Annotated in this window: 14 protein-coding genes; 6 read left to right on the top strand and 8 right to left on the bottom strand. The window is 40.8% G+C overall.

Annotated features, from left to right (window positions below):
- Positions 1 to 93 precede the first annotated feature (93 nt).
- From AFM12_RS12655 to AFM12_RS12645, 3 genes are all read right to left on the bottom strand, one after another.
- Positions 94 to 1,788: a RagB/SusD family nutrient uptake outer membrane protein gene (locus AFM12_RS12655; RefSeq protein ID WP_055148744.1), complete on the bottom strand. Its 1,695-nt coding sequence runs from the start codon at positions 1,786 to 1,788 to the stop codon at positions 94 to 96.
- Between the two features lie 20 nt (positions 1,789 to 1,808).
- Positions 1,809 to 5,003 (bottom strand): SusC/RagA family TonB-linked outer membrane protein, encoded by a 3,195-nt coding sequence (locus AFM12_RS12650; RefSeq protein WP_131458350.1) that lies wholly within the window; start codon positions 5,001 to 5,003, stop codon positions 1,809 to 1,811.
- Positions 5,004 to 5,414: 411 nt separating this feature from the next.
- On the bottom strand, positions 5,415 to 7,085 hold the full coding sequence (locus tag AFM12_RS12645) for a lamin tail domain-containing protein (protein WP_055148740.1): 1,671 nt from the start codon (positions 7,083 to 7,085) through the stop codon (positions 5,415 to 5,417).
- 95 nt (positions 7,086 to 7,180) lie between these two features.
- Here AFM12_RS12645 and AFM12_RS12640 point away from each other — a divergent pair, with 95 nt between their 5' ends.
- Positions 7,181 to 8,032: a glycoside hydrolase family 16 protein gene (locus AFM12_RS12640; protein WP_055148738.1), complete on the top strand. Its 852-nt coding sequence runs from the start codon at positions 7,181 to 7,183 to the stop codon at positions 8,030 to 8,032.
- Here AFM12_RS12640 and AFM12_RS19870 read toward each other — a convergent pair.
- Entirely contained in the window at positions 8,029 to 9,345 is a 1,317-nt protein-coding gene (locus AFM12_RS19870; RefSeq protein WP_131458348.1) for a hypothetical protein, read from the bottom strand. The two genes, AFM12_RS12640 and AFM12_RS19870, sit on opposite strands and share 4 nt — an antisense overlap.
- 38 nt (positions 9,346 to 9,383) lie before the next feature.
- Here AFM12_RS19870 and AFM12_RS12630 point away from each other — a divergent pair, with 38 nt between their 5' ends.
- Positions 9,384 to 9,947 (top strand): RNA methyltransferase, encoded by a 564-nt coding sequence (locus AFM12_RS12630; protein WP_229308500.1) that lies wholly within the window; start codon positions 9,384 to 9,386, stop codon positions 9,945 to 9,947.
- Here AFM12_RS12630 and AFM12_RS12625 read toward each other — a convergent pair.
- Both AFM12_RS12625 and pheS read right to left on the bottom strand, forming a co-directional pair.
- On the bottom strand, positions 9,905 to 12,208 hold the full coding sequence (locus tag AFM12_RS12625) for an immunoglobulin domain-containing protein (protein WP_055148734.1): 2,304 nt from the start codon (positions 12,206 to 12,208) through the stop codon (positions 9,905 to 9,907). The genes AFM12_RS12630 and AFM12_RS12625 overlap by 43 nt on opposite strands.
- Before the next feature lie 7 nt (positions 12,209 to 12,215).
- A complete protein-coding gene (gene pheS / locus AFM12_RS12620; protein WP_055148732.1) occupies positions 12,216 to 13,247 on the bottom strand; it encodes a phenylalanine--tRNA ligase subunit alpha in 1,032 nt (343 codons plus the stop codon).
- A 292-nt stretch (positions 13,248 to 13,539) separates the two neighbouring features.
- Here pheS and AFM12_RS12615 point away from each other — a divergent pair, with 292 nt between their 5' ends.
- On the top strand, positions 13,540 to 13,893 hold the full coding sequence (locus AFM12_RS12615; RefSeq protein WP_055148730.1) for a LytR/AlgR family response regulator transcription factor: 354 nt from the start codon (positions 13,540 to 13,542) through the stop codon (positions 13,891 to 13,893).
- 55 nt (positions 13,894 to 13,948) lie between these two features.
- Here AFM12_RS12615 and AFM12_RS12610 read toward each other — a convergent pair whose 3' ends face one another.
- Positions 13,949 to 14,698, bottom strand: coding sequence for a M15 family metallopeptidase (locus tag AFM12_RS12610; protein WP_055148728.1), 750 nt, complete (start codon positions 14,696 to 14,698; stop codon positions 13,949 to 13,951).
- A 76-nt stretch (positions 14,699 to 14,774) separates the two neighbouring features.
- Between AFM12_RS12610 and AFM12_RS12605 the strand changes: the two genes are divergently transcribed.
- From AFM12_RS12605 to AFM12_RS12595, 3 genes are all read left to right on the top strand, one after another.
- Positions 14,775 to 16,013, top strand: a complete 1,239-nt coding sequence (locus AFM12_RS12605) for a spore maturation protein (RefSeq protein WP_055148726.1) — start codon at positions 14,775 to 14,777, stop codon at positions 16,011 to 16,013.
- Positions 16,014 to 16,258: 245 nt separating this feature from the next.
- On the top strand, positions 16,259 to 16,714 hold the full coding sequence (locus AFM12_RS12600) for a DM13 domain-containing protein (protein WP_157687388.1): 456 nt from the start codon (positions 16,259 to 16,261) through the stop codon (positions 16,712 to 16,714).
- A gap of 123 nt (positions 16,715 to 16,837) precedes the next feature.
- Positions 16,838 to 17,989: a hypothetical protein gene (locus AFM12_RS12595; protein WP_055148721.1), complete on the top strand. Its 1,152-nt coding sequence runs from the start codon at positions 16,838 to 16,840 to the stop codon at positions 17,987 to 17,989.
- A 35-nt stretch (positions 17,990 to 18,024) separates the two neighbouring features.
- Here the strand turns inward: AFM12_RS12595 and AFM12_RS12590 are convergent, their stop codons facing one another.
- Positions 18,025 to 19,578, bottom strand: a complete 1,554-nt coding sequence (locus AFM12_RS12590; protein WP_055148719.1) for an Rne/Rng family ribonuclease — start codon at positions 19,576 to 19,578, stop codon at positions 18,025 to 18,027.
- Positions 19,579 to 19,587: the final 9 nt, after the last annotated feature.

Below are 19,587 nucleotides of genomic sequence, written 5' to 3'. Positions count from 1 at the left end.
CGAAAATTACATGCCTGATCATAGTAATCAGGTTATTATAAAAACAAAAAAGGGGCCCTGAAGGCCCCTTTTCTATATAAACAAAATCAGATTTTAGTAACCAGGATTTTGAGTAAGTGTACCATTAGATTTAGAAATCTCGATAGCCGGGATAGGGAAAGCATCATGTCTTGGCTGAACAGGCTGAGCGTTGTTCAGAGCAGGAACAAGAACTTTTTCTCTGGCTACATATTCTGCCATGTGAGCAGCATAGTTACCCCATCTTTTCAGGTCAAATACTCTGTGTCCTTCAAGAGCAAGCTCAAGTCTTCTCTCAGTTCTTACAGCCTGACGAGCAACAGCTTTGTCTGTCCATGGAGAATCATAAGTACCCACATTATAGTTAGCCCAAGTGATTTCCGGAGAATCGATAGGAACCATAAGGTTTCCAACCTCACCCTGAGCACAGTTACCAGCTCTCTCACGAATCATGTTTACATATTCTCTGGCTTTCTCTAGTGAACCAATCTCTACTTCACACTCAGCAGCCATTAGAAGCACATCAGAGTAACGTAAAAGAGGAATGTTCAAAGCAGAAAGCTGAGTACCTGTCCAACCACCGGCAAGAGTAGGATTAGCTTTAAGGTGAACCGTTTTCTTAGGAGAGTACCATCCCTGATAACCCTGGCCACGAATCCAGCCATCACTATGTACATCCCAGTCAAGGTAAGGAACACCTGTACGACCAGCAGCATAATCAACACGAGGATCCAAAACATCAGAAGCACCAGACTCAATTCTTTTCACTGGTACACCAGTTGTAGACATTGGAAGTCCGTTATCGTCAACTTTAAATGCCATTACTAGGTCAAACGTAGGTTGCTTAAATCCACAGCAGCTCGTAAAGCTGGCACCGTGAGGAAGTCCAAGACGGTCATGGTTGTTAGCGTTAGCTCCGTTAGCATCACCATCATTTACTGAAGACTGAACAGATAGCATGTTCTCACTGTTGTTCTCCGTTGCAAGATTGAAGTTGTCAAAAATACAATCAGACAATTGATACTTACCACTGTTAATTACAGTATTGAAGTCAGCTAGTGCACCGGCATAGTCACCAGAGTATAGCTTCGCCTTACCAGCATAAGCAGTAGCAATAGTTCTGTCTACTCTACCAACAGCTGTTTTGTTTGGAGCCGCCATTTGAGCAGCTTTTTCAAAGTCAGCGATGATCATAGGCATAATATCCTGATCATTTGGCTTGTTAAACTCGGTATCTTCCTCGTTGAAGTAAGGAACATTTTTGAACACTTTATAGAGCTCAAAGTGCTGCCAACCTCTTAGGAAAGTAGCCTCTCCTTCAACCTCTGTTGCATAAGAAGCCTGATCAGGGTTTGATTCAGCAAACGATCTGGCAGTTGTAATAGCAGAGTTTGCTCTTACAATACCTTCGTAACAAGAAATCCACTTATTATGGAATGATCCTTCAGCCGGGTTCCATTGGAATAACTCAACAGCCAACCAGCCATCACCATCACCGGGCTCAGAGCCTTTGTGAAAATCATCAGCTGCAAGGTTGTATACCCAGTTAGTTGGAGCAGCACCCCATGCGTTAGCACCTGCACCAATCCAGCCACCAAGGCTTTTATAGGCAGAGATCAGGGTAGCGTCAACACCACTTTGATTCGAGGCCAAAAGTGTGTTTGAAAGAGCCGCCTGTGGAGGCGTATCCAGAAACTCATCTTTACACGAATAGACGCTGAGTGCCATCATAGCCGTGGCTCCCATCAGTATTTTTAATGAAAATTTCATATCGTATTAATAATTATTAATTAAAATTCTAAGCTAATACCCAAGTTCCACTGCTTATTAGCCGGGTAGTTACCGTTGTCAATACCCATACCACCATCGTTTACGCCACCACCAATATTTGCATTAGAAATATTAGGGTCAGTACCAAAGTAGTTAGTCAAAGTAATCAAGTTTTGACCTTGAACGTACAATCTGGCGTTAGAAGCTCCAATCTTGCTGCTGATAGAAGCAGGAAGGTTATAAGCCAACTGAAGGTTTGTCATTCTCAGGTAAGAACCATCCTGAACATAGAAGCTAGATACTGCAGGAGACGATCTGTCCTGACCATTGATAGCAGGCCAAGCTTTACCGTCTACTATTTTGCCTTGATTTTCAAGAATGTTGTTCAATACGTTGGCATTGAAGTTCATGAAATAAGACTGAATCCAGTAACCAGTGAAGATATCGTTACCGTAAGAACCAAACCAGAATGAAGTCAGATCAAAGTTCTTGTAGTTCAATCCGATGTTCAAACCACCAGTCAATTTCGGGTGAGGATTACCGATGAAATCCACATCAGCACCAGTTACTTCACCGTCTCCATTAACATCTCTGAACTTCAGACCACCGATGGCAGATCCACCAGTACCAGTGTGCGTAGCCAGTTCAGCTTCGTTAGTGATCAGACCGTCAACCACGTATCCGTAGAATGAAGAGATAGAGTGACCAACCTCGTTACGAACAGAGATACCAGAGTTAGGAATACGGCTGTTAAGAGAAGTTCCATCCGGATAGAAGAAATCCTGATCTCCAGATACTCTCTCGATAGTATTCTTGTAATGGCTCAAGTTCAAACCAAGGTTGATTCCGAAGTCATTGCTAAGGCTCTTACGCCAGTTTGCAGAAAGGTCAAATCCTTTGTTCAACATCGAACCTACGTTTACAAACGGAGGAGATGCAGCACCAGCAGTTCCAGGTAGTGCAGGGTTAAACAATAGATCTGAAGTACTTCTTGAATAAACATCAAGAACTACGTTGATCGAGTTGTTGAATAAACCGGCATCAAAACCAATGTTTCTTGTTTTTGAAGTCTCCCATGTTGTATTCGGGTTACCAAATGAAGTCTGAGCATAACCAGTAGCAGCACCAGAGTTTGTACCATTGATATCGTAGAATGTAGTACCAACAGCACCACCATAAATAGAGGCAAAGTTGTAATCTCTGATCTGCTGGTTTCCTAGCTCACCATATGATGCTCTAAGTTTGAAGTCAGACAGCCAGGTAAGATCCTGCATGAAAGACTCCTGAGATAATCTCCAACCAACGGATACCGCAGGGAAAATACCATATCTTTTTTCAGGAGTAAACTTAGATGAACCATCTCTACGTACTGTAGCCGAGATCAGGTACTTATCATCAAAAGTATAATCCACTTTACCGAAGTATGAAGCTAATTTAGCCTCGTTTCCGAATGAGCTAACCGATCTTGAAGCAGGATCACCCAAAGCAGTATTCAAGTACCAAGCATTAACATCAGTAGTGAAATATCCAGCTAACTGACCGAATACCTGTCTGTACTTGTTAGAAATAGCTTCCTGACCTGCCAAACCACTAACCTGGTGCTTACCAAACGTGTTGTTATACAAGAACGTGTTAGTAATGTTCCAGTTTGTAGACTGATCCCATCTCTCATTAAAGATTCTGGAAGCAGGTGTTTTAGGTCCTTCAGCACGATATGGCTGCTCGTAAGTAAAGCTACGTCCCCAGTTCTGGCCAAAGTCAGCACCAAAATTGGTTCTGAATTTCAAGCCCTCAACAATCTGAAGTTCAGCAAAGAAGTTACCCAATACTCTTCTTGTTGTATTGGTATTGTTGCTACCATCAATCAAAACCTGAGTAGGGTTAGTAAAGTTACCAGTTGTAGCTGCTACGTGTCCACCAGGGCCACCATTGATGTTTTCAACAGGTACTACAGGAGTTGCCTTGATTACCTGACCCATGATACTAAACTCACTGTTCTGACCACCGTCAAGAACACTCCAGTTGTTAGCAAACATTAGGTTCTCACCTACTGTCAATCTCTTACCAACTTTGAATGTAGAGTTCGCTCTTAAAGTAGCTCTGTTAAACTGAGTAAAGTTCATGATACCTTCCTGATTCAGGTATGAACCAGAAACATTATAAGTAGCAACGTCATTACCACCTGATACATTCAGGTTATGATCGTTAATCTGAGCCGTTCTGGTGATTTCATCCCACCAGTTAGTACCTACCTGATTCGTTTCAGTTACAATGTTATTGATCGGATCAAATTCACCTGGATCAACATTACCATAAATGTTGTTGGCATCATGTACGTAACGCGGTAGAGTACCTGGAGTAGCAAACCAAGCCGGAGTATCAGAACCCAACTTCAATCTTACTGCATCAGCATAATACTGAGAAGATTGGTTTAAGACCTCATCATATCCTTTCACAGGATTTGCAAAACCTACTGAACCGTTATATGTCAATTTAGCTTTACCCGCCTTACCTGACTTCGTTGTGATAACGATTACACCATTAGATGCACGAGAACCATAGATAGAAGCAGCAGAAGCATCTTTCAGCACCTGAATAGACTCAATGTCATTCGGATTGATGGTGTTCTGGTATTTGTCAACGGTTGGTACACCATCAATTATATACAGAGGGTCATTTGAAGTAAATGACGAAATACCACGAATACGAATGTTCGTAGCATCACCAGGCTTACCTGATGTAGAAACATTCAAACCTGAGGCTCTACCTGCAAGGTTTTGAATAAAAGAAGAAGACTTTACGGCTGTCAATTCTTCGGCATCTACTACCGTTACCGCACCAGTAATGTCTTTTTTACGAATTTGCTGGTAACCAGTTACTACGATTTCCTCTAGTGAGTTAACGTCAGTTTCTAGAGTGAAGTTAATCACTGACTGGTTTCCAACAGTTACGGTTTGCGTGTTGTAACCCACGAAACTCACAACCAACACATCGTTGTTGCCTCTTACGTCAATAGAGTAGTTACCGTCAACATCAGTAGTTGTACCTGTAGAAGTACCTTGAATAACTACCGAAGCTCCCGGAATACCCAAATTGTCGTCAGAGCCGACAACCTTTCCACTTACTTTTCTACCCTGAGCGAATGCACTACTTAATGTAACTGCAACACCCATGGTAACCAAAAGAAAGTACCTTAGATAAAGCTTAACTTTCATAAAATAAAAGGTTAAAATGGTTTTAAATAAAAAATAGATAGTCCTTAACCCATCTCCGTTTGGTACTATTTCATCACAAAACAATACCACTTTGATGAATTAGGGGGCAAATAAAAACAATATCTTCTATAAAAAATACTATAATGTTAAAGTTTTTTAAAAATAAGTGTCGGACAGACATATTTCACCGTTTGAACCCATAATAGCCCCGCTCGTAGTCAGAAATGAATGTTTCATAAACATAATCTGAAGAAATAAGTTAAGGTTTAGGTTTTAAGTGCACAGCAAGTCAAACACCGAAGATTAATGTTTCCAGATACCCTGTTAATACACAATCACAAATCTAAGACTATTGCATTTTTACGTCAAATAATTGCACTTAAAATATGATTTAACGGTGGAGTATTTTGTTTATCTAGCCTTGGCAAGAAGAATTTTAGCCCGTTGAGAGAGAACGTCACCGTCAGTAATATACTGTGCCACAACAATATAATATCCCATTGAAAGATTCTCTCCTGTAGCATCAGAACCATCCCATTGTGTGGTAAAAAATCGATTAGTATACTGGTTTTTTGAGATAGTTTTTACCAAAACACCATTGATATCAAAAATTGATATATCTAAAACCCCACCATCCTGAGCATTTATTGAAATAGTCGTTTCTTCATCTATTCCATCATTATCCGGAGTAAAGACTTCCGGGCTCAATACTAAACGGAACCTGTCATCAACATTGGCAGGTACTGCCCCATACCCAGGGGTAGCATAATTTTCAGAAGCGGAGGCAGATTGCCAAAAAGTGTTTACCGCAGAATTATTTTGAATAACGCGTTCCAAAGAAACTCCGTCCGGATCATCAATGGATACATGGTGCATATCTTCATGATATTCGAAAGAATCAAAAATTCTGTAATCAGAGTCTATCAAGAGCACTTCGCCTGTCTCATTCGTATAAGATGGTAAGCTTGCTATTTCAATAATATTACTTTCTACCGCTTTAGGATAATTGATTACCTGAGCTTGCTTATCTTCTGTAAAACATAAATATTGACCCGGTTCTATAATGATATTATTACCAATAAGATCCGGTTCCTCAATTTCTCCTATGGTATTTTTTCTGCTGAAGCCCAGTTCTCTTAAACTTAACTTCTGATCTGAAATGTTCACAATTTCAACAAAGTCAGAACCGCCTGGTCGCGGATTGAACAGCACTTCCGATAAAAGCAGGTCACCCGGCTCGGCTTTCCGTATGTTACTCAACTCCAACTCAAGAATGTCGGCTGAATTCCCTGTACAATCTGCCACTCCATCAATAGTGAGCGTGAAAGAATCGCCGGAAGTAATTTCGCTCTCTAGCTCTACAATGAGCCTGTTCCCTTCAACAATCCTAAATTCTGCAATATTGATAACGCCCGGTTCCAGAACAACGACCAAATCCCCCACTGATTCATTAATATTTTCTGAAAAGATCAATTGGTAAACCAAATTGTCTTCAGAACTGTAGCTCAACAATTTCGGAGGCTCGGTATCGACAATTGAGTTAGCCGATGCATTAGCCTCCCCGGGAGTTGCTCCAAGTTCGGAAAGGCTGGAAGTCCAGTTTTCAAAATCCTTGCAAGCATAATTTAAATCAATCATCTCCAGAGAATATCCCTGATCGCGACCGGGAGAGTACCAGTCAGAAGAATAGGCGACCTCAAAAACCAATTGACCGTCGGCATTATACAGTGTCAAAGTGGTGCCGGAATTCAGCAAACTGAACTGAGAAAGAGAAATAACATCTCCGTAGGGCTCAAAAAGTTCAGCATTATTAAATCTTGCCGCAATTACATAGGCACCCGGCTGTAACTCAAAATCAGGCAAAGTAACCTGTGACGTATTATAATGAAGCTCAAAACCTTTAAGAGAAACGACAGAATTGGAGTTATTATAAAGTTCAATAAACTCTTTATCCGGTAAGCCTCTTGATGGAGTAGGATCCGCGAAAATCTCTGTAATTAAGATCGAGTGATATCCCTGAGCACTGATATTGAGTGCAATACTGAAAAAGAAAGCGAATCTAACAAGCAGTTTAAAGTTCATGGATCATAGTATATCTAGAATTTCAGCTCGCTGTTTTAAAGAAGCAATTCTATATTTGATAAACATTTCTATGTCCGAAACTAACTATTTCATTAATGAAGTACATTCATATAAAACGAATAATTTATTCTTCTCTCTCCCTAATTCTTTGTTTCAGCCTTGCCGGATTTTCTCAAAATCCGCAAAAAAACATATCGGAATATACGTTTAGCGAAAAAACAAAATGGGCTGACGAATTCAATACTTCAGGCCGGCCCGACAGGAATATCTGGGGCTACGACCTCGGTGGCGGAGGCTGGGGAAATAATGAACTTCAAACCTATACAGACAATATTCAAAATGCCCGTGTAGAAGATGGTTTTCTAATTATTGAGGTTTTAAAAAATGAAACAGAACCAACCTACACCTCAGCAAGATTGGTCACAAAAAATAAAAGAGATTTTCTTTACGGTCGGATTGAAGTCAAAGCGAAGCTACCCGAAGGAAGGGGCACCTGGCCTGCAATATGGACTTTAGCTACTGAAAACAATTATGGAAATAACTATTGGCCTGATAACGGTGAGCTCGATATCATGGAGCATGTGGGATATGATCAGAACAGAGTTCATTCAAATATTCACACTAAAGCGTTTAATCATGTCATTGGAACTAACAGAGGCAATAATCGAATCGTAGATAAGGCCTCTGATGACTTTCACCTTTACCGTATGGACTGGTATCCAAACCTGATCCAATTCTTTATTGATGATCAAATGCACTTTGAGTTAAAGAAAGAAGAAAAGTTTGGTTGGGCCGAATGGCCTTTTGACAAACCTCAATACCTCTTACTCAATATCGCCGTAGGAGGAAACTGGGGAGGTCAGAAAGGTGTAGACGAAAACATATTTCCTCAGAAAATGGAGATTGACTACGTCCGGTATTACGAATTGGAAGAGACTAACCCTTAATTGAACAAAGGCTGCTTTACTTTAACAATTACCCGGTCGTTAATTACAACACCCGTGTATGTTTCAATTCTGAAATGATAAGTACCATCATTCAATGGCCCTAAATCGAAGACATTACCAAATTCAGGGATATTGTAATAAACCTGGCCTGAGTTAACATTTACGAGCCTTTGGTCCATGTCCCAGTTAATACCTTGCACGGTTACAGATACCCTTTTGTCATGTCGGGTCATCGTGGTAACAGTAGACCAGTGTCCTCCCTGATAATTTCTGTAAACATTATATCGTGCGGCAGTCTTCCACCCATCATTTGACACATCTAAGACGAAATCTTTCCTTGCAGGAAACAAGGCAGGAGTGTCCATTTTGTCAGGATTAGATCTGAAGGAAAACAAATCATAGGTGTACAGTTGGAACTGAGAATATTGGCTACCGTCAACACGGAGAGATAAATTATTTACCACTCTATCTGTAAACAAGTTATACACCGGAATAGCATCGTAAAAGCCCCTATGCTCAAGCTCTGAATTCACCATAAAGTTAACATCGATAGCCGCTGGTTGAGTATTTCCCATCGATGGAGTAGAGAATCCAGTTTCTTCCTCAAGCGTTTCAGCCAGCACCTGCTGATTTCTTACATCTCTGAATTCCTGACAGCCAGCCTTAGTTCTAAGAATAATATTACGCGAACCTCCATCTGAGGGTTCCTGAAAATAAAACAGCTTCTCAGCAGAACCCGGTTTAACGGCTCCGGCTGAGCTCATTACTTTCCAGTCCGTTAATCCCTCAATTCGATACTCCGGAGCGTAAATAGCAATAAGATTTCCAACAAATGAATTTGAAGAAGTATGTCCGTATAAATGTGGATTTGCCGGTCCATGATTCGCGAGGTTTTCACAAACTTTCTCACCTGTTGGTGTCGGATCAGGATCGGGGGTTGGATTGGGGTCTGGATTGGGATTAGGATCCGGGTTGGGATTGGGATTAGGATCAGGCTGGGGCAACTGGGCAACGATACGGGCATCAAAACTGCTTCCGTTTTCTGAGTCAAAAAAGTCTTCCAAATCAATATTATCTGTAGCCTGAACTTCAAGACAGCCTGCGGTGGTACCTTTCACCAGTGTATTAATTACAATAACCGAATTAGATGATCGCTGAACACAGTCTGGTCCGTCAATAATTTCAGATATTTGCAATTCGGCAGCTGTGCCAAGTGCATCTGAAGTTCCATTGGTCCCTCCTACCGGGCTTTTTTGAGCTATTGTGGTAAGAGACAAGAATAGGAAAGCTGTTAAAATTCTTAGTACTCGCATAAGTATTTATCAATTCCATTAATTCATACCCAAGAATTATGCCACTTAATCAAATCACAAAAACAAGTATGGAGGGTCTGAACAGGTCTGACCTTGAAACTTTCAGGCGAGAAGAAAAAATACCGGTGGTTTTAGTCCTTGATAATATCAGGAGTTTGCAGAATGTAGGTTCATTTTTCAGAACTGCTGACGCCTTTAAAATTGAGAAAATTTATCTTGTGGGCATTACGGGGTCTCCGCCGAACAAAGAAATTGAAAAAACAGCTCTGGGTGCGACTAACTCGGTGGCCTTTGAACATATACACTCCGAAGTAGAGTTAATTAAGAAGCTTCAATCCGAAGGCTTTTCAATTGTTTCGATCGAACAAACCAATCAAAGCGTCATGCTGAATGAAGTCACTTTTGAGAAAGGGAAATACGCTTTTGTATTCGGAAACGAAGTTTTTGGCGTAAGCCAGGAATTCCTTGATACTTCAGACAGAGTCATTGAAATTCCTCAATTTGGGACCAAACACTCACTCAATGTAAGCGTTTCAGCAGGAATTGTCATTTGGCACTACTACTCAAAAAACAGCCTGAATCTTTTCTCCAAACCGTCGTAATTAACGACCATGATATAGAAGCCATGAAAGACCTGCTGATCAAAAACAAACTCATATGGCAGGTTTACATTACGTATCTGCTGCGATCTTACCACCGCTTTCCCCTGAGTATCAAAAATACCTATCGAAAGTAGATCAATAGGCTGATCTGAAGTAAGGTAGACCTTATTATCAACCGGTGGGGAAGGATAAACCACAAGTCCTTGAGCATCCTCAACCTTCTCAAAGAATAAAAGTCCGGAGTCATTTGAAAGGCACAAGGCGGCAAAAGGAGCCTGGTGCCTTTCATACCCTGCTATATTCAAAAATCCATTGGACGGAGGAGCCACCTGATCAGAGTTCTCACCTTCGAGCAGTTGACCCTCAAATTTCCAGATATAGCTCTCATAAACCTCATCATTGACTACCCCAACAGAGTAGGGTCCATTTTGAGTGATCGTTGGAGGTGCTGGTTTCGGGTAAATATTTACCTCCACCTCATCCGAGAATGGCGAGCTACAGCCTTCTGGAGTTTCCGCCTTGGCTGAAAAGATAAAATTACCCACACCCGAAACGCTCTTTGAAACACCTTCGCTACCGTCACTCCAGATCACCTTAGCTGCTGAAGATTGTGCGTTCAGTATAACTGCACCTCCCTCACATTCTCCGAAATTACCATTTGCACTTGTCAGCACAGGGGGAGAAGGATTGGCAACTACTCTTAATGATATCTGATTAGACAATGGTGATGTACAACCCTCAGCATTGGTATACCTTGCATAAATATCCTCCGTTGTTGTTGCAGTGTAAATGGCCGCTTCTGAGCCGTCTTGCCAGGTGATTTTATAATCGGTTCTATCGGCTGTAAAGGTAGCTGTACTTCCCTCGCAAATCGTGTTTTGGCTTTGGCTGGAAATAACCGGGGCAGAAGGAAAAATATTTTTTACTTCAATGACCTCTGAAATACTTGTATTCCCATTAGGATCTTTCACTTTAGCACTTATTCTGCCAGATGACAACTGTATTACATCGGCTTTAACTCCATTACTCCAACTTGGTGTGTTGGTACTATTGTCTTTCAAGCTTATACGGGCATTTCCACCACTTACACAAACAGCATTTAAAGGCAAAATTGGCTTCCCTTGAATCGGTGTCATCTGGTTCAAAAGGTTTTGATTCAATGTACCATTCAGAGCCTCTGCCAATTCAGAGATACCATCTAAAAAACCGTTATTAAAGAGGTGTACACCATCGTAGCGGGGAATCCCGACATAGTCTGTTAATGGACCGGAAAACACATTCGGCAGCTCATTGATTACTTTCCCCTGTGCAAACAATATTTTGTCAAAAGAGAGATTAAAGTTCAATGATGTTTTTGTAATTATCCATGGAATAGTTTTCCCAACATCACTCCCAACTTTATTCACAAAATACTTCAGGTTAGCGTAATAAATATCTCCGTCAGTCTGGTAATCGCTCTCACCTTGTATCCAGATGATAGAACGCATTCCATAAATATTGACATGATTTTGAAGAATTATCTTCAGAAATGAATAAGGAGCACCTCCCGTAAAAGTGAAGCCATAACCCTGGTGTTGAGTAGTTTCGCCTCTGGCACTTTTTACCCAGTTTTCAATCAAGGTGCCTTCGTACGCAGTATTGAAAAACAAAACAGGCACATTGTACTTGGCTGCCAGCTTGTCCCCCAGCTCACCCCAGGCCCAGGCACTTTGGCCATGAGGACCAATATTCAGTTCTCTGTCGATATGCCTGATGTCAGTCAAAGTTGCGTTTTCGTCAATAAAATCAGCTTTGTAAAACCCATAACCATTGACACGATCATCCACTGAACCTTTGGGATTAAACCGTAAAAAGCCTTGAGCATTTGATTGCCCCGATATCACAAAAACCTCCCCTATTCCCACTTTCTCAATCACGGAAATTGACAACAAATTACCATTTGAAAAAGCCCTGACCTGTAGTTTATACCAGCCACCTTTTCCCGAGATCTGACCTGAAAACGTACCACCAATCAACTGTTCATCAATTAGTTGCCAATCCGTCTCAGTTCCCTGACCAGCAACTACAGGAGTAAGTTTTGCTTCAATAACCGTTGCCTCTTTTGAAGCAATTCCCGAAATAGTAATATAACCGTTATTCTGATTATCCCTTTGAAAAACGGCTCGTTCAGCAGGAAAAGTGATCTCTAACTGTGCGTAGGAAAGACCAGTGAACAATAAGTTTGAAACAAGAAAAACAGCAACTTTTATTAACCGACTCATCTCAGATTTAAGCACCTTTAAACTGACTCAAAAAGCGAACATCGTTATCAAAAAACAAACGAATATCATTGATATCATATTTCAACATGGCTATTCGCTCTATCCCCATTCCAAATGCAAAACCAGTGTATTCTTCCGGATCAATACCTGAACTTTCAAGAACAAACGGGTCTACCATTCCCGCACCACCGATCTCTACCCAACCCGTTTTTTTACAAATATTACAGCCTTCACCTTTACAGATAAAGCACGATATATCTATTTCTGCACTAGGCTCTGTGAATGGAAAATAACTCGGTCTCAATCTGATTTTTGTATCCTTACCAAACATCTCTTTCGCAAAGTGGAGAAGTGTATCTTTGAGGTCCCTGAAACTTACGTTTTTGTCAACATAAAGGCCTTCAGCCTGATGAAATTGGCAGTGAGCCCGGGCAGAAATAGCTTCATTTCTGTATACCCTTCCTATCATAATTGACCTTAAAGGAGGCTTTTGATGCTCCATCAACCGTATCTGAACGTTTGAAGTATGGGTACGCAATAAAGTATCATCTTTTTGCTCTTTACCCCTCGCAATAAAGAAAGTATCCTGCATCTCTCGGGCGGGATGATTCTCAGGAAAATTTAGGGCGGTAAAATTATACCAATCAGTCTCCATTTCAGGGCCATCTTCGCTGTTAAAGCCCATTCTGGCAAAGATTTCAGATATTCTTCTTCTGGTCAGCGTCAATGGATGCAGAGCCCCGAGACCATCAGGTACCTCTGGCAAGAAAATATCAGGACGATCAGCCGAATGCCCGCCAGACTCATTTCCTTGTTCTTGCAAGGAGCTGAACTTTTCCTCGATTTGGGTCTTTAACTTATTCAGCTCTTGCCCAAATTCTCTTTTTTTCTCGTTGGGAACCTGCTTGAATTCATCAAAAAGCTGATTGAGCTTTCCCTTCTTACTCAAAAAAGCAAGTCGAAAATTCTCAACATCCTGTGCACTTTTTGCAGACCACTCTGAAGCTTCTTTCAGAATACTTTCTATTTTTTCTAACACGCTTTTTTCGGTTTTGCTTAAGAGGCACAAAGATAATGAGTTTTAAAAAACATCGACAACCTCGGCCAAACCTAAATACATATCAATAAAGTGATAATTTATCTTCTTTTCATCTAAGGTATTTTTACCTAATACCTAGAGTAAAATCTCGCATTTTGGTATACCTAAATTATCACAATGCACTATTTATCAAATAGTTAAATCAAAACAAGAGCCCTTCAGGCAGTTTGAATCACCATACTCCCTTCACTAACTTGGATCACAGATTTAGAACCACTACCACAAGTATTAAATGACAACAAAAAACAAAAACACCCTTCGTTTCATGAAGGGCAAAAGTGAGCATAGGGTAAAAAAAGAAGATATTATTCGTCTTGAGGGCAAAGTCAATTACACCTTCGTATACACTAAAAATCAGTCCTTTCTTAGCTCTAAAACCTTGAAGGAGTATCAGTATGAGTTGAACTCCTCCGACTTTATCAGAACCCACAAATCACATATCATCAATAGAATTCACGTCATATCAACGGATTTCCAGAAAGGCCAAGGACAGGTCGAATTGAGAACAGGTGATAAAGTAGATGTCTCCAGGAGACGTCTGCGAGAAGTGAAAAGACTATTGTCTCCACACCGACTTACCCTCTAATACTTTAGTGGTTAGGTGATCCAAAAGCAGTTGCCCTTTGGGCGGCTGCTTTTTTCTATTCAATAAGCTTATATTTCTCTTTGGCCACAGCAAGACTTGTGGTGTTGAAATGCCACCATTCGCTGTTTATTGGAGTAAAACCTGCCTTCCCCATCATTTTTCTTAAGATTCTTCTGTTGGCTATCTGCTTCTCATTCAATTGGCCACTCAGTAACATTTCTTCCTCTTTTCTTGGATATGCCAGATGGCCAAAATAATCATATTTGGTACCCATATCCAGAAGGGTATCAGCTCTAACATCATAAATTGAGAGATCTACAGCACAGCCGTAATTATGAAGAGAACCCAAAGCCGGATCAGCCACAAATGCCTTTCTGTTCAGAGGTGGAATGCTATCTAAAGCCTCCCACAAAATAGTTTGAATTCTATGTGGTCTTACGGCATCAAAAACCAGAAGCCGGTAGTCAGGATAATCAAACTTAAGCAGTTCATTTGCTGTTTTTAATTCCTCCGCCACATCCAGAGGCAAATAGGCTCTGGTAAGCTCCTGATATACATCTTCGCCAAAAAAATTATCAGTAGTAGAATATTTAAGGTCAACATAGATTGTCGGGTCTACTTCCTGAATATCAACAAGACCCTGATCTACAAGTGATTGTTCAAACGACCCAATTGGGGCCAATTCGGGAGTTTTTCCCGGTTCCTGAATTTGAATTTGGTAAGATTTAAGCTCCTTATCACCTTCTTCATTTTGACAAGCAGAGATCATCAGAAACATCAGGAAGGAAAACGTAAATTGTTTCATAAATGTGCGGCGAATACTTAATTTCGCAGGGTTCGCAGCGAAATTTCGTGATAAAAATTTACTCTGATCGCCTTTTATGGTATTAAATTATGTCTGGGCCGGTTTCTTTCTGGTAGCTCTTTTTGTTGCTCTCATTAAATATTTCTTCTTCCAGGATGAGCAAATTTTTGAATTGCTCGTAGGTGGTGTCTTCGATTCGGCCAAAACAGGTTTCGAGATTTCATTAGCTCTAACAGGCGTAATGACTCTCTTTCTGGGTATTCTTAAAATTGGTGAAGAAGCCGGTGCAATTCGCTTTCTTGGACGGATTATAGGGCCTTTTTTTCGAAAACTCTTCCCTGAAGTACCAGCAAACCATCCGGCTCATGGTCAAATGATTATGAACTTTTCGGCCAATATGCTTAATCTTGATAATGCTGCCACCCCGTTTGGACTTAAAGCGATGGAAAGCCTTCAGGAACTTAATCCGAGCAAAGACACGGCCTCAAATGCCCAGATCATGTTTTTGGTACTACAGACATCGGGCCTCACATTGATTCCGATAAATATTATGACATACAGAGCATCTATGGGAGCAGCAGACCCCTCTGATGTTTTTATGCCTTTGTTAATCAGTACGTATTTCGCAACAGTGATCAGCCTGATGGCGGTAATGCTGAAGCAAAAAATTAAAATCTGGGACAAAACAATTCTGGGATGGATCGGAGGAATTTCCGGAGCCGTTGGACTTCTTATTTGGTATTTGAGCACTTTATCTCAATCCGAAATTGAATCCTTCTCCAAGGTTTACAGCAACCTCATTCTTCTGGTTGTGATTGTAGGCTTTATTGCCGGAGGTCTTTGGAAAAAAATTGATGTTTTTGACACTTTCATTACCGGAGCCAAAGAAGGTTTTCAGGTAGCTGTCAAAATTATTCCATATCTCGTCGGGATGCTGGTTGCGATCAGCATGCTCAGAAATTCCGGAATGCTAGGTTATATTACTGACGGACTGGCATGGGGATTTGCTTCGCTCGGTTTTGATACAAAATTTGTGGAGGCCCTTCCTGTAGCTATTATGAGGCCTTTATCAGGTAGTGGTGCCCGTGGATTAATGCTTGAAGCGATGGCTCCGGAAAACGGTGGACCTGACTCATTTGTAGGCAAACTCGTTTGTATTTTCCAGGGAACTACAGATACCACCTTTTATGTGATCGCATTGTATTTTGGTTCGGTTGGAGTTTCCAAGGTTCGATATGCCATACAATACGGCCTTCTGGCGGATTTTGTGGGCATTGTAGCCGCTATATTGATGGGCTACATGTTCTTCGCCTAATGCCTTCTTCTATATCTTCCTGATCTTCTTTGAGGCGTTTCACAGCTTTTATTACTACACCCGGAGTGAAGAAGAGCTTGTGCCAAAAAACCTCCTCCTAAAATATAGAGGAAAATATTATGATGATAATAAAATGCACAAGCGAGTAAAACCAAGGATACAACAAGATGCGTAAGTCTGAGTGGAGTCCAATTTTTAAGTAAAGTATTCATTTCGCCATGGTAAGAAGTACATTATTAGAAACATTGAAACAACAATTAAAGTTTGTCCTTGGCCTTGCTCTCATTATAGTTATTACTCAGGCTTGCAACGTAGACAAGGTAAACCCTGCTACCGATCTTGATGAAGATGATATGTCCTCGGTTTCAAGTGGGACAGAGACCGTTTTATTTGAGGGAGAATTTATGAACGGAGCTCACCCTACCTCCGGAAAGGCTAAGGTCATATTGGAAGAAGACAATTCACTTTCTCTTGTTTTCCTTGATTTTAAAACTGATAGCGGACCCGATCTCAGGGTATATATGGCGGAGGATAACAGAGCTACCGGCTTTACAGAAATCAGCAAGGAAGTTAAAAACGGAAGTGTGAAATATAAGCTTTCAGATGAAACCGATGCTGAAAAAATGGACCACGTTTTGATTTGGTGTAAAGCTTTTTCAGTCAATTTCGGGTCTGCAGTGCTACAAAAAGTGGAAGAATAAGCCCGTATTATAAAATATTGACCTCCTTTTAATAATTTGTTAAGTCTAGCCTTAATTTTGGTTCATGGAGAATATCAGGTAAAATTTGGTATGTCTTAATTCTTAACCTAAACCAAAATAACCATGGGAACCACATTGAAAAATCTAGCTATTGCTGTCTTGCTCATGTCCATAAGTTTCGCCTGTTCAAAAAGCGGAACTAAAGCTCTGGAGCAGGGAGATTATTATAACGCCGTCCTTCAGGCCGTTGACAAACTTAAAAAAGATGTTGATAATGAGAAGTCGCTTGAGGTCTTACCACAGGCCTACGCTTACGCTTCCGAGGAGTTAATGGCTGATATCAACAACGCAAAACAAGCAAATCAGCAATTCCGTTATGAAAGAGTTTTAGACGGCTACAGCAAACTCAACAATATGCATGACCTAATCTCCAGATGCGTGAGTTGCCGTCGTGAAGTAAGTCCTCGATCCTATTTCAAGGAAGCGGAAGAAGCTCGCGAGTTAGCCGCAGAAGAAAGATATACTTATGCAAATTCTATGCTGGAAAAAGGTACCATTGAAAGTGGAAGAGATGCTTTTGAGTCATTCCAGATCCTTTTTGATTTTGCCCCAAACTTCAAAGATGTCAGAACCAAAATGGATGAGGCACTTGACGCAGGTTCATATCATGTTGTGGTAGAACAACCAAAAGTCAACTCCAGGGTTTATAAAATCAGCAACGAGTACTTTCAGGACCGAATTGATGAGTTTTTGAGGGAGAATAAACGACTAAATAAGTTTATTCGCTTTTACTCACCTGCTGAAGCGAAAACAGTTGAACTAAGACCTGACCATGTGATCCGTCTTGACTTTGTGGATTTCGTTGTTGGTGAAACTCTCGTGGAAAGATCTGAAAAGACTGTAACCAGTGAAGACTCCGTCAAAACAGGCACAGCAACTATCAGAGGTAAGTCTGTAGATGTCTATGACAAAGTAACTGCTACTTTATCTCAAAACCGAAAAATAGTAAACTCAAAAGGTATTCTTTCAATGGAGATTATTGATTTCCAGACAGATCGTATTTTGGACAAAAAAGAGTTTCCGGGTGAGTTTACCTGGGTTAATGAATGGGCCAGTTTTAATGGTGATGAAAGAGCTCTTACCGAGGACGAGCTGGCAATGTCAAAAATGAAAGAAGAGCTACCTCCTCCACCTCAACAGCTTTTTGTAGAATTCTGTAAACCGATTTACGATCAGTTTACCCGCGAGGTAAGACGCTTTTATGATAGATACTAACAAAAAATCCCCTCTGAATATCAGAGGGGATTTTTTTATTTAAGTTCTATTTCTTCGCCGTGGGCATTCAGGAAATGAAACTCTGTGATTCCAAGTGACGAATCCTTTATGAGTTTAATCCATTTTTTGTATTTGAAATACCATTTCAGTTGTCTGGAGATTACCCCCTCCCGATAATACGCATATAAGAACGGATGGAGGATTATACTCATTTTGGCCTCATTTTGCTTCTCCATCAAATGATCGAGATGGTTTTCAAGCAAATCAGTAACCGTAATACTGGCCTGAATACTGCCCGTTCCATTACAGCTTGGGCATTTCTCCTTGGTTACGATGTTCATCTCAGGACGTACCCTCTGACGAGTAATCTGAGCCAAACCAAACTTAGTGATAGGGAGAACAGTATATTTTGACCTGTCGCCCTTCATTTCATTTTTAAGGACGCTGTTAATTTCTTTGCGGTTAGCAGCCTGCTTCATATCAATGAAGTCAATCACCACAATACCGCCCATATCCCGAAGCCTTAACTGACGGGCAATTTCGCGGGCCGCTTCCTTATTTACATTAACGGCTGTGGCTTCCTGATCCTCTTCACGAGTTGATTTGTTACCACTGTTTACATCAATAACATGTAAAGCTTCGGTGTGCTCAATTATAAGATATCCTCCGCTTGGTAAGCTTACTGAACGTCCGAAAAGACTTTTCAGTTGTCGTTCAATACCGTATTGCTCATACAGTTTTGACTTGCCATTATGGAATTTAAGAATTTTAAGCTTCTCGGGAGCAATACTTTGAAGTAGTGCCTTTAGCTTCTCGTAATTGTCTTTTGAGTCAACAACTACATTGTCAAAATTATCGTTAAGCATATCCCTAAGGATAGAGGCAGCACGATTCATTTCTGAAACTATTCGATCTCTTGGCTTTGCTTTTTTAAGCTTAAAAATACCTTTCTCCCACTTCTCTACACATTCCTCCAGATCTTTCTGTAGCTCATCAAGTTCCTTATTTTCGGCAACAGTGCGAACAATTACACCAAAATTCTCCGGCTTTACAGAGCTGAGCATTTTATGCAAACGCTGCCGCTCTTGTTTACTGGTGATTTTCTTAGAAATGTTTACTGCATTCGCGAAAGGAACAAGCACCACATATCTTCCTGCGATTGAGATATCACAGGAAAGACGCGGCCCTTTTGAGCTGATTGGTTCTTTTACTACCTGAACCAGAATAGACTGCCCTTTGGTCAGGACGTCGGTAATTTTACCGAGTTTGTCAATCTGAGGTTTAAGCTTGAAACCCTTAAGACGCTTACTGAAAGGTTTCTTATTCAGTATTCCTTTAGTGTAGGCGTTCAGAGATAAAATATTGGGACTGAGATCATGATAATGCAAAAAAGCATCCTTCTCATACCCGATATCTATAAAAGCTGCATTAAGACCAGAAACTACTTTTTTGACTGTACCCAGATAAATATCACCGACAGAGAACTGATGCTCTGCTTCGTCGAAGTGGTATTCTATGAGTCGCTTATCCTGAAGAAGAGCTATCCGCTCCCCTTTCTCAGTAGAACTGATGAATAATTCGTTGCTCAACGCTGAGTT

Source organism: Jiulongibacter sediminis, assembly GCF_001306455.1.
In the GTDB taxonomy this organism is placed as follows: domain Bacteria; phylum Bacteroidota; class Bacteroidia; order Cytophagales; family Spirosomataceae; genus Jiulongibacter; species Jiulongibacter sediminis.
Note: the sequence above shows the minus strand (reverse complement) of the source record. Positions and strands in the feature narration are given on the sequence as shown.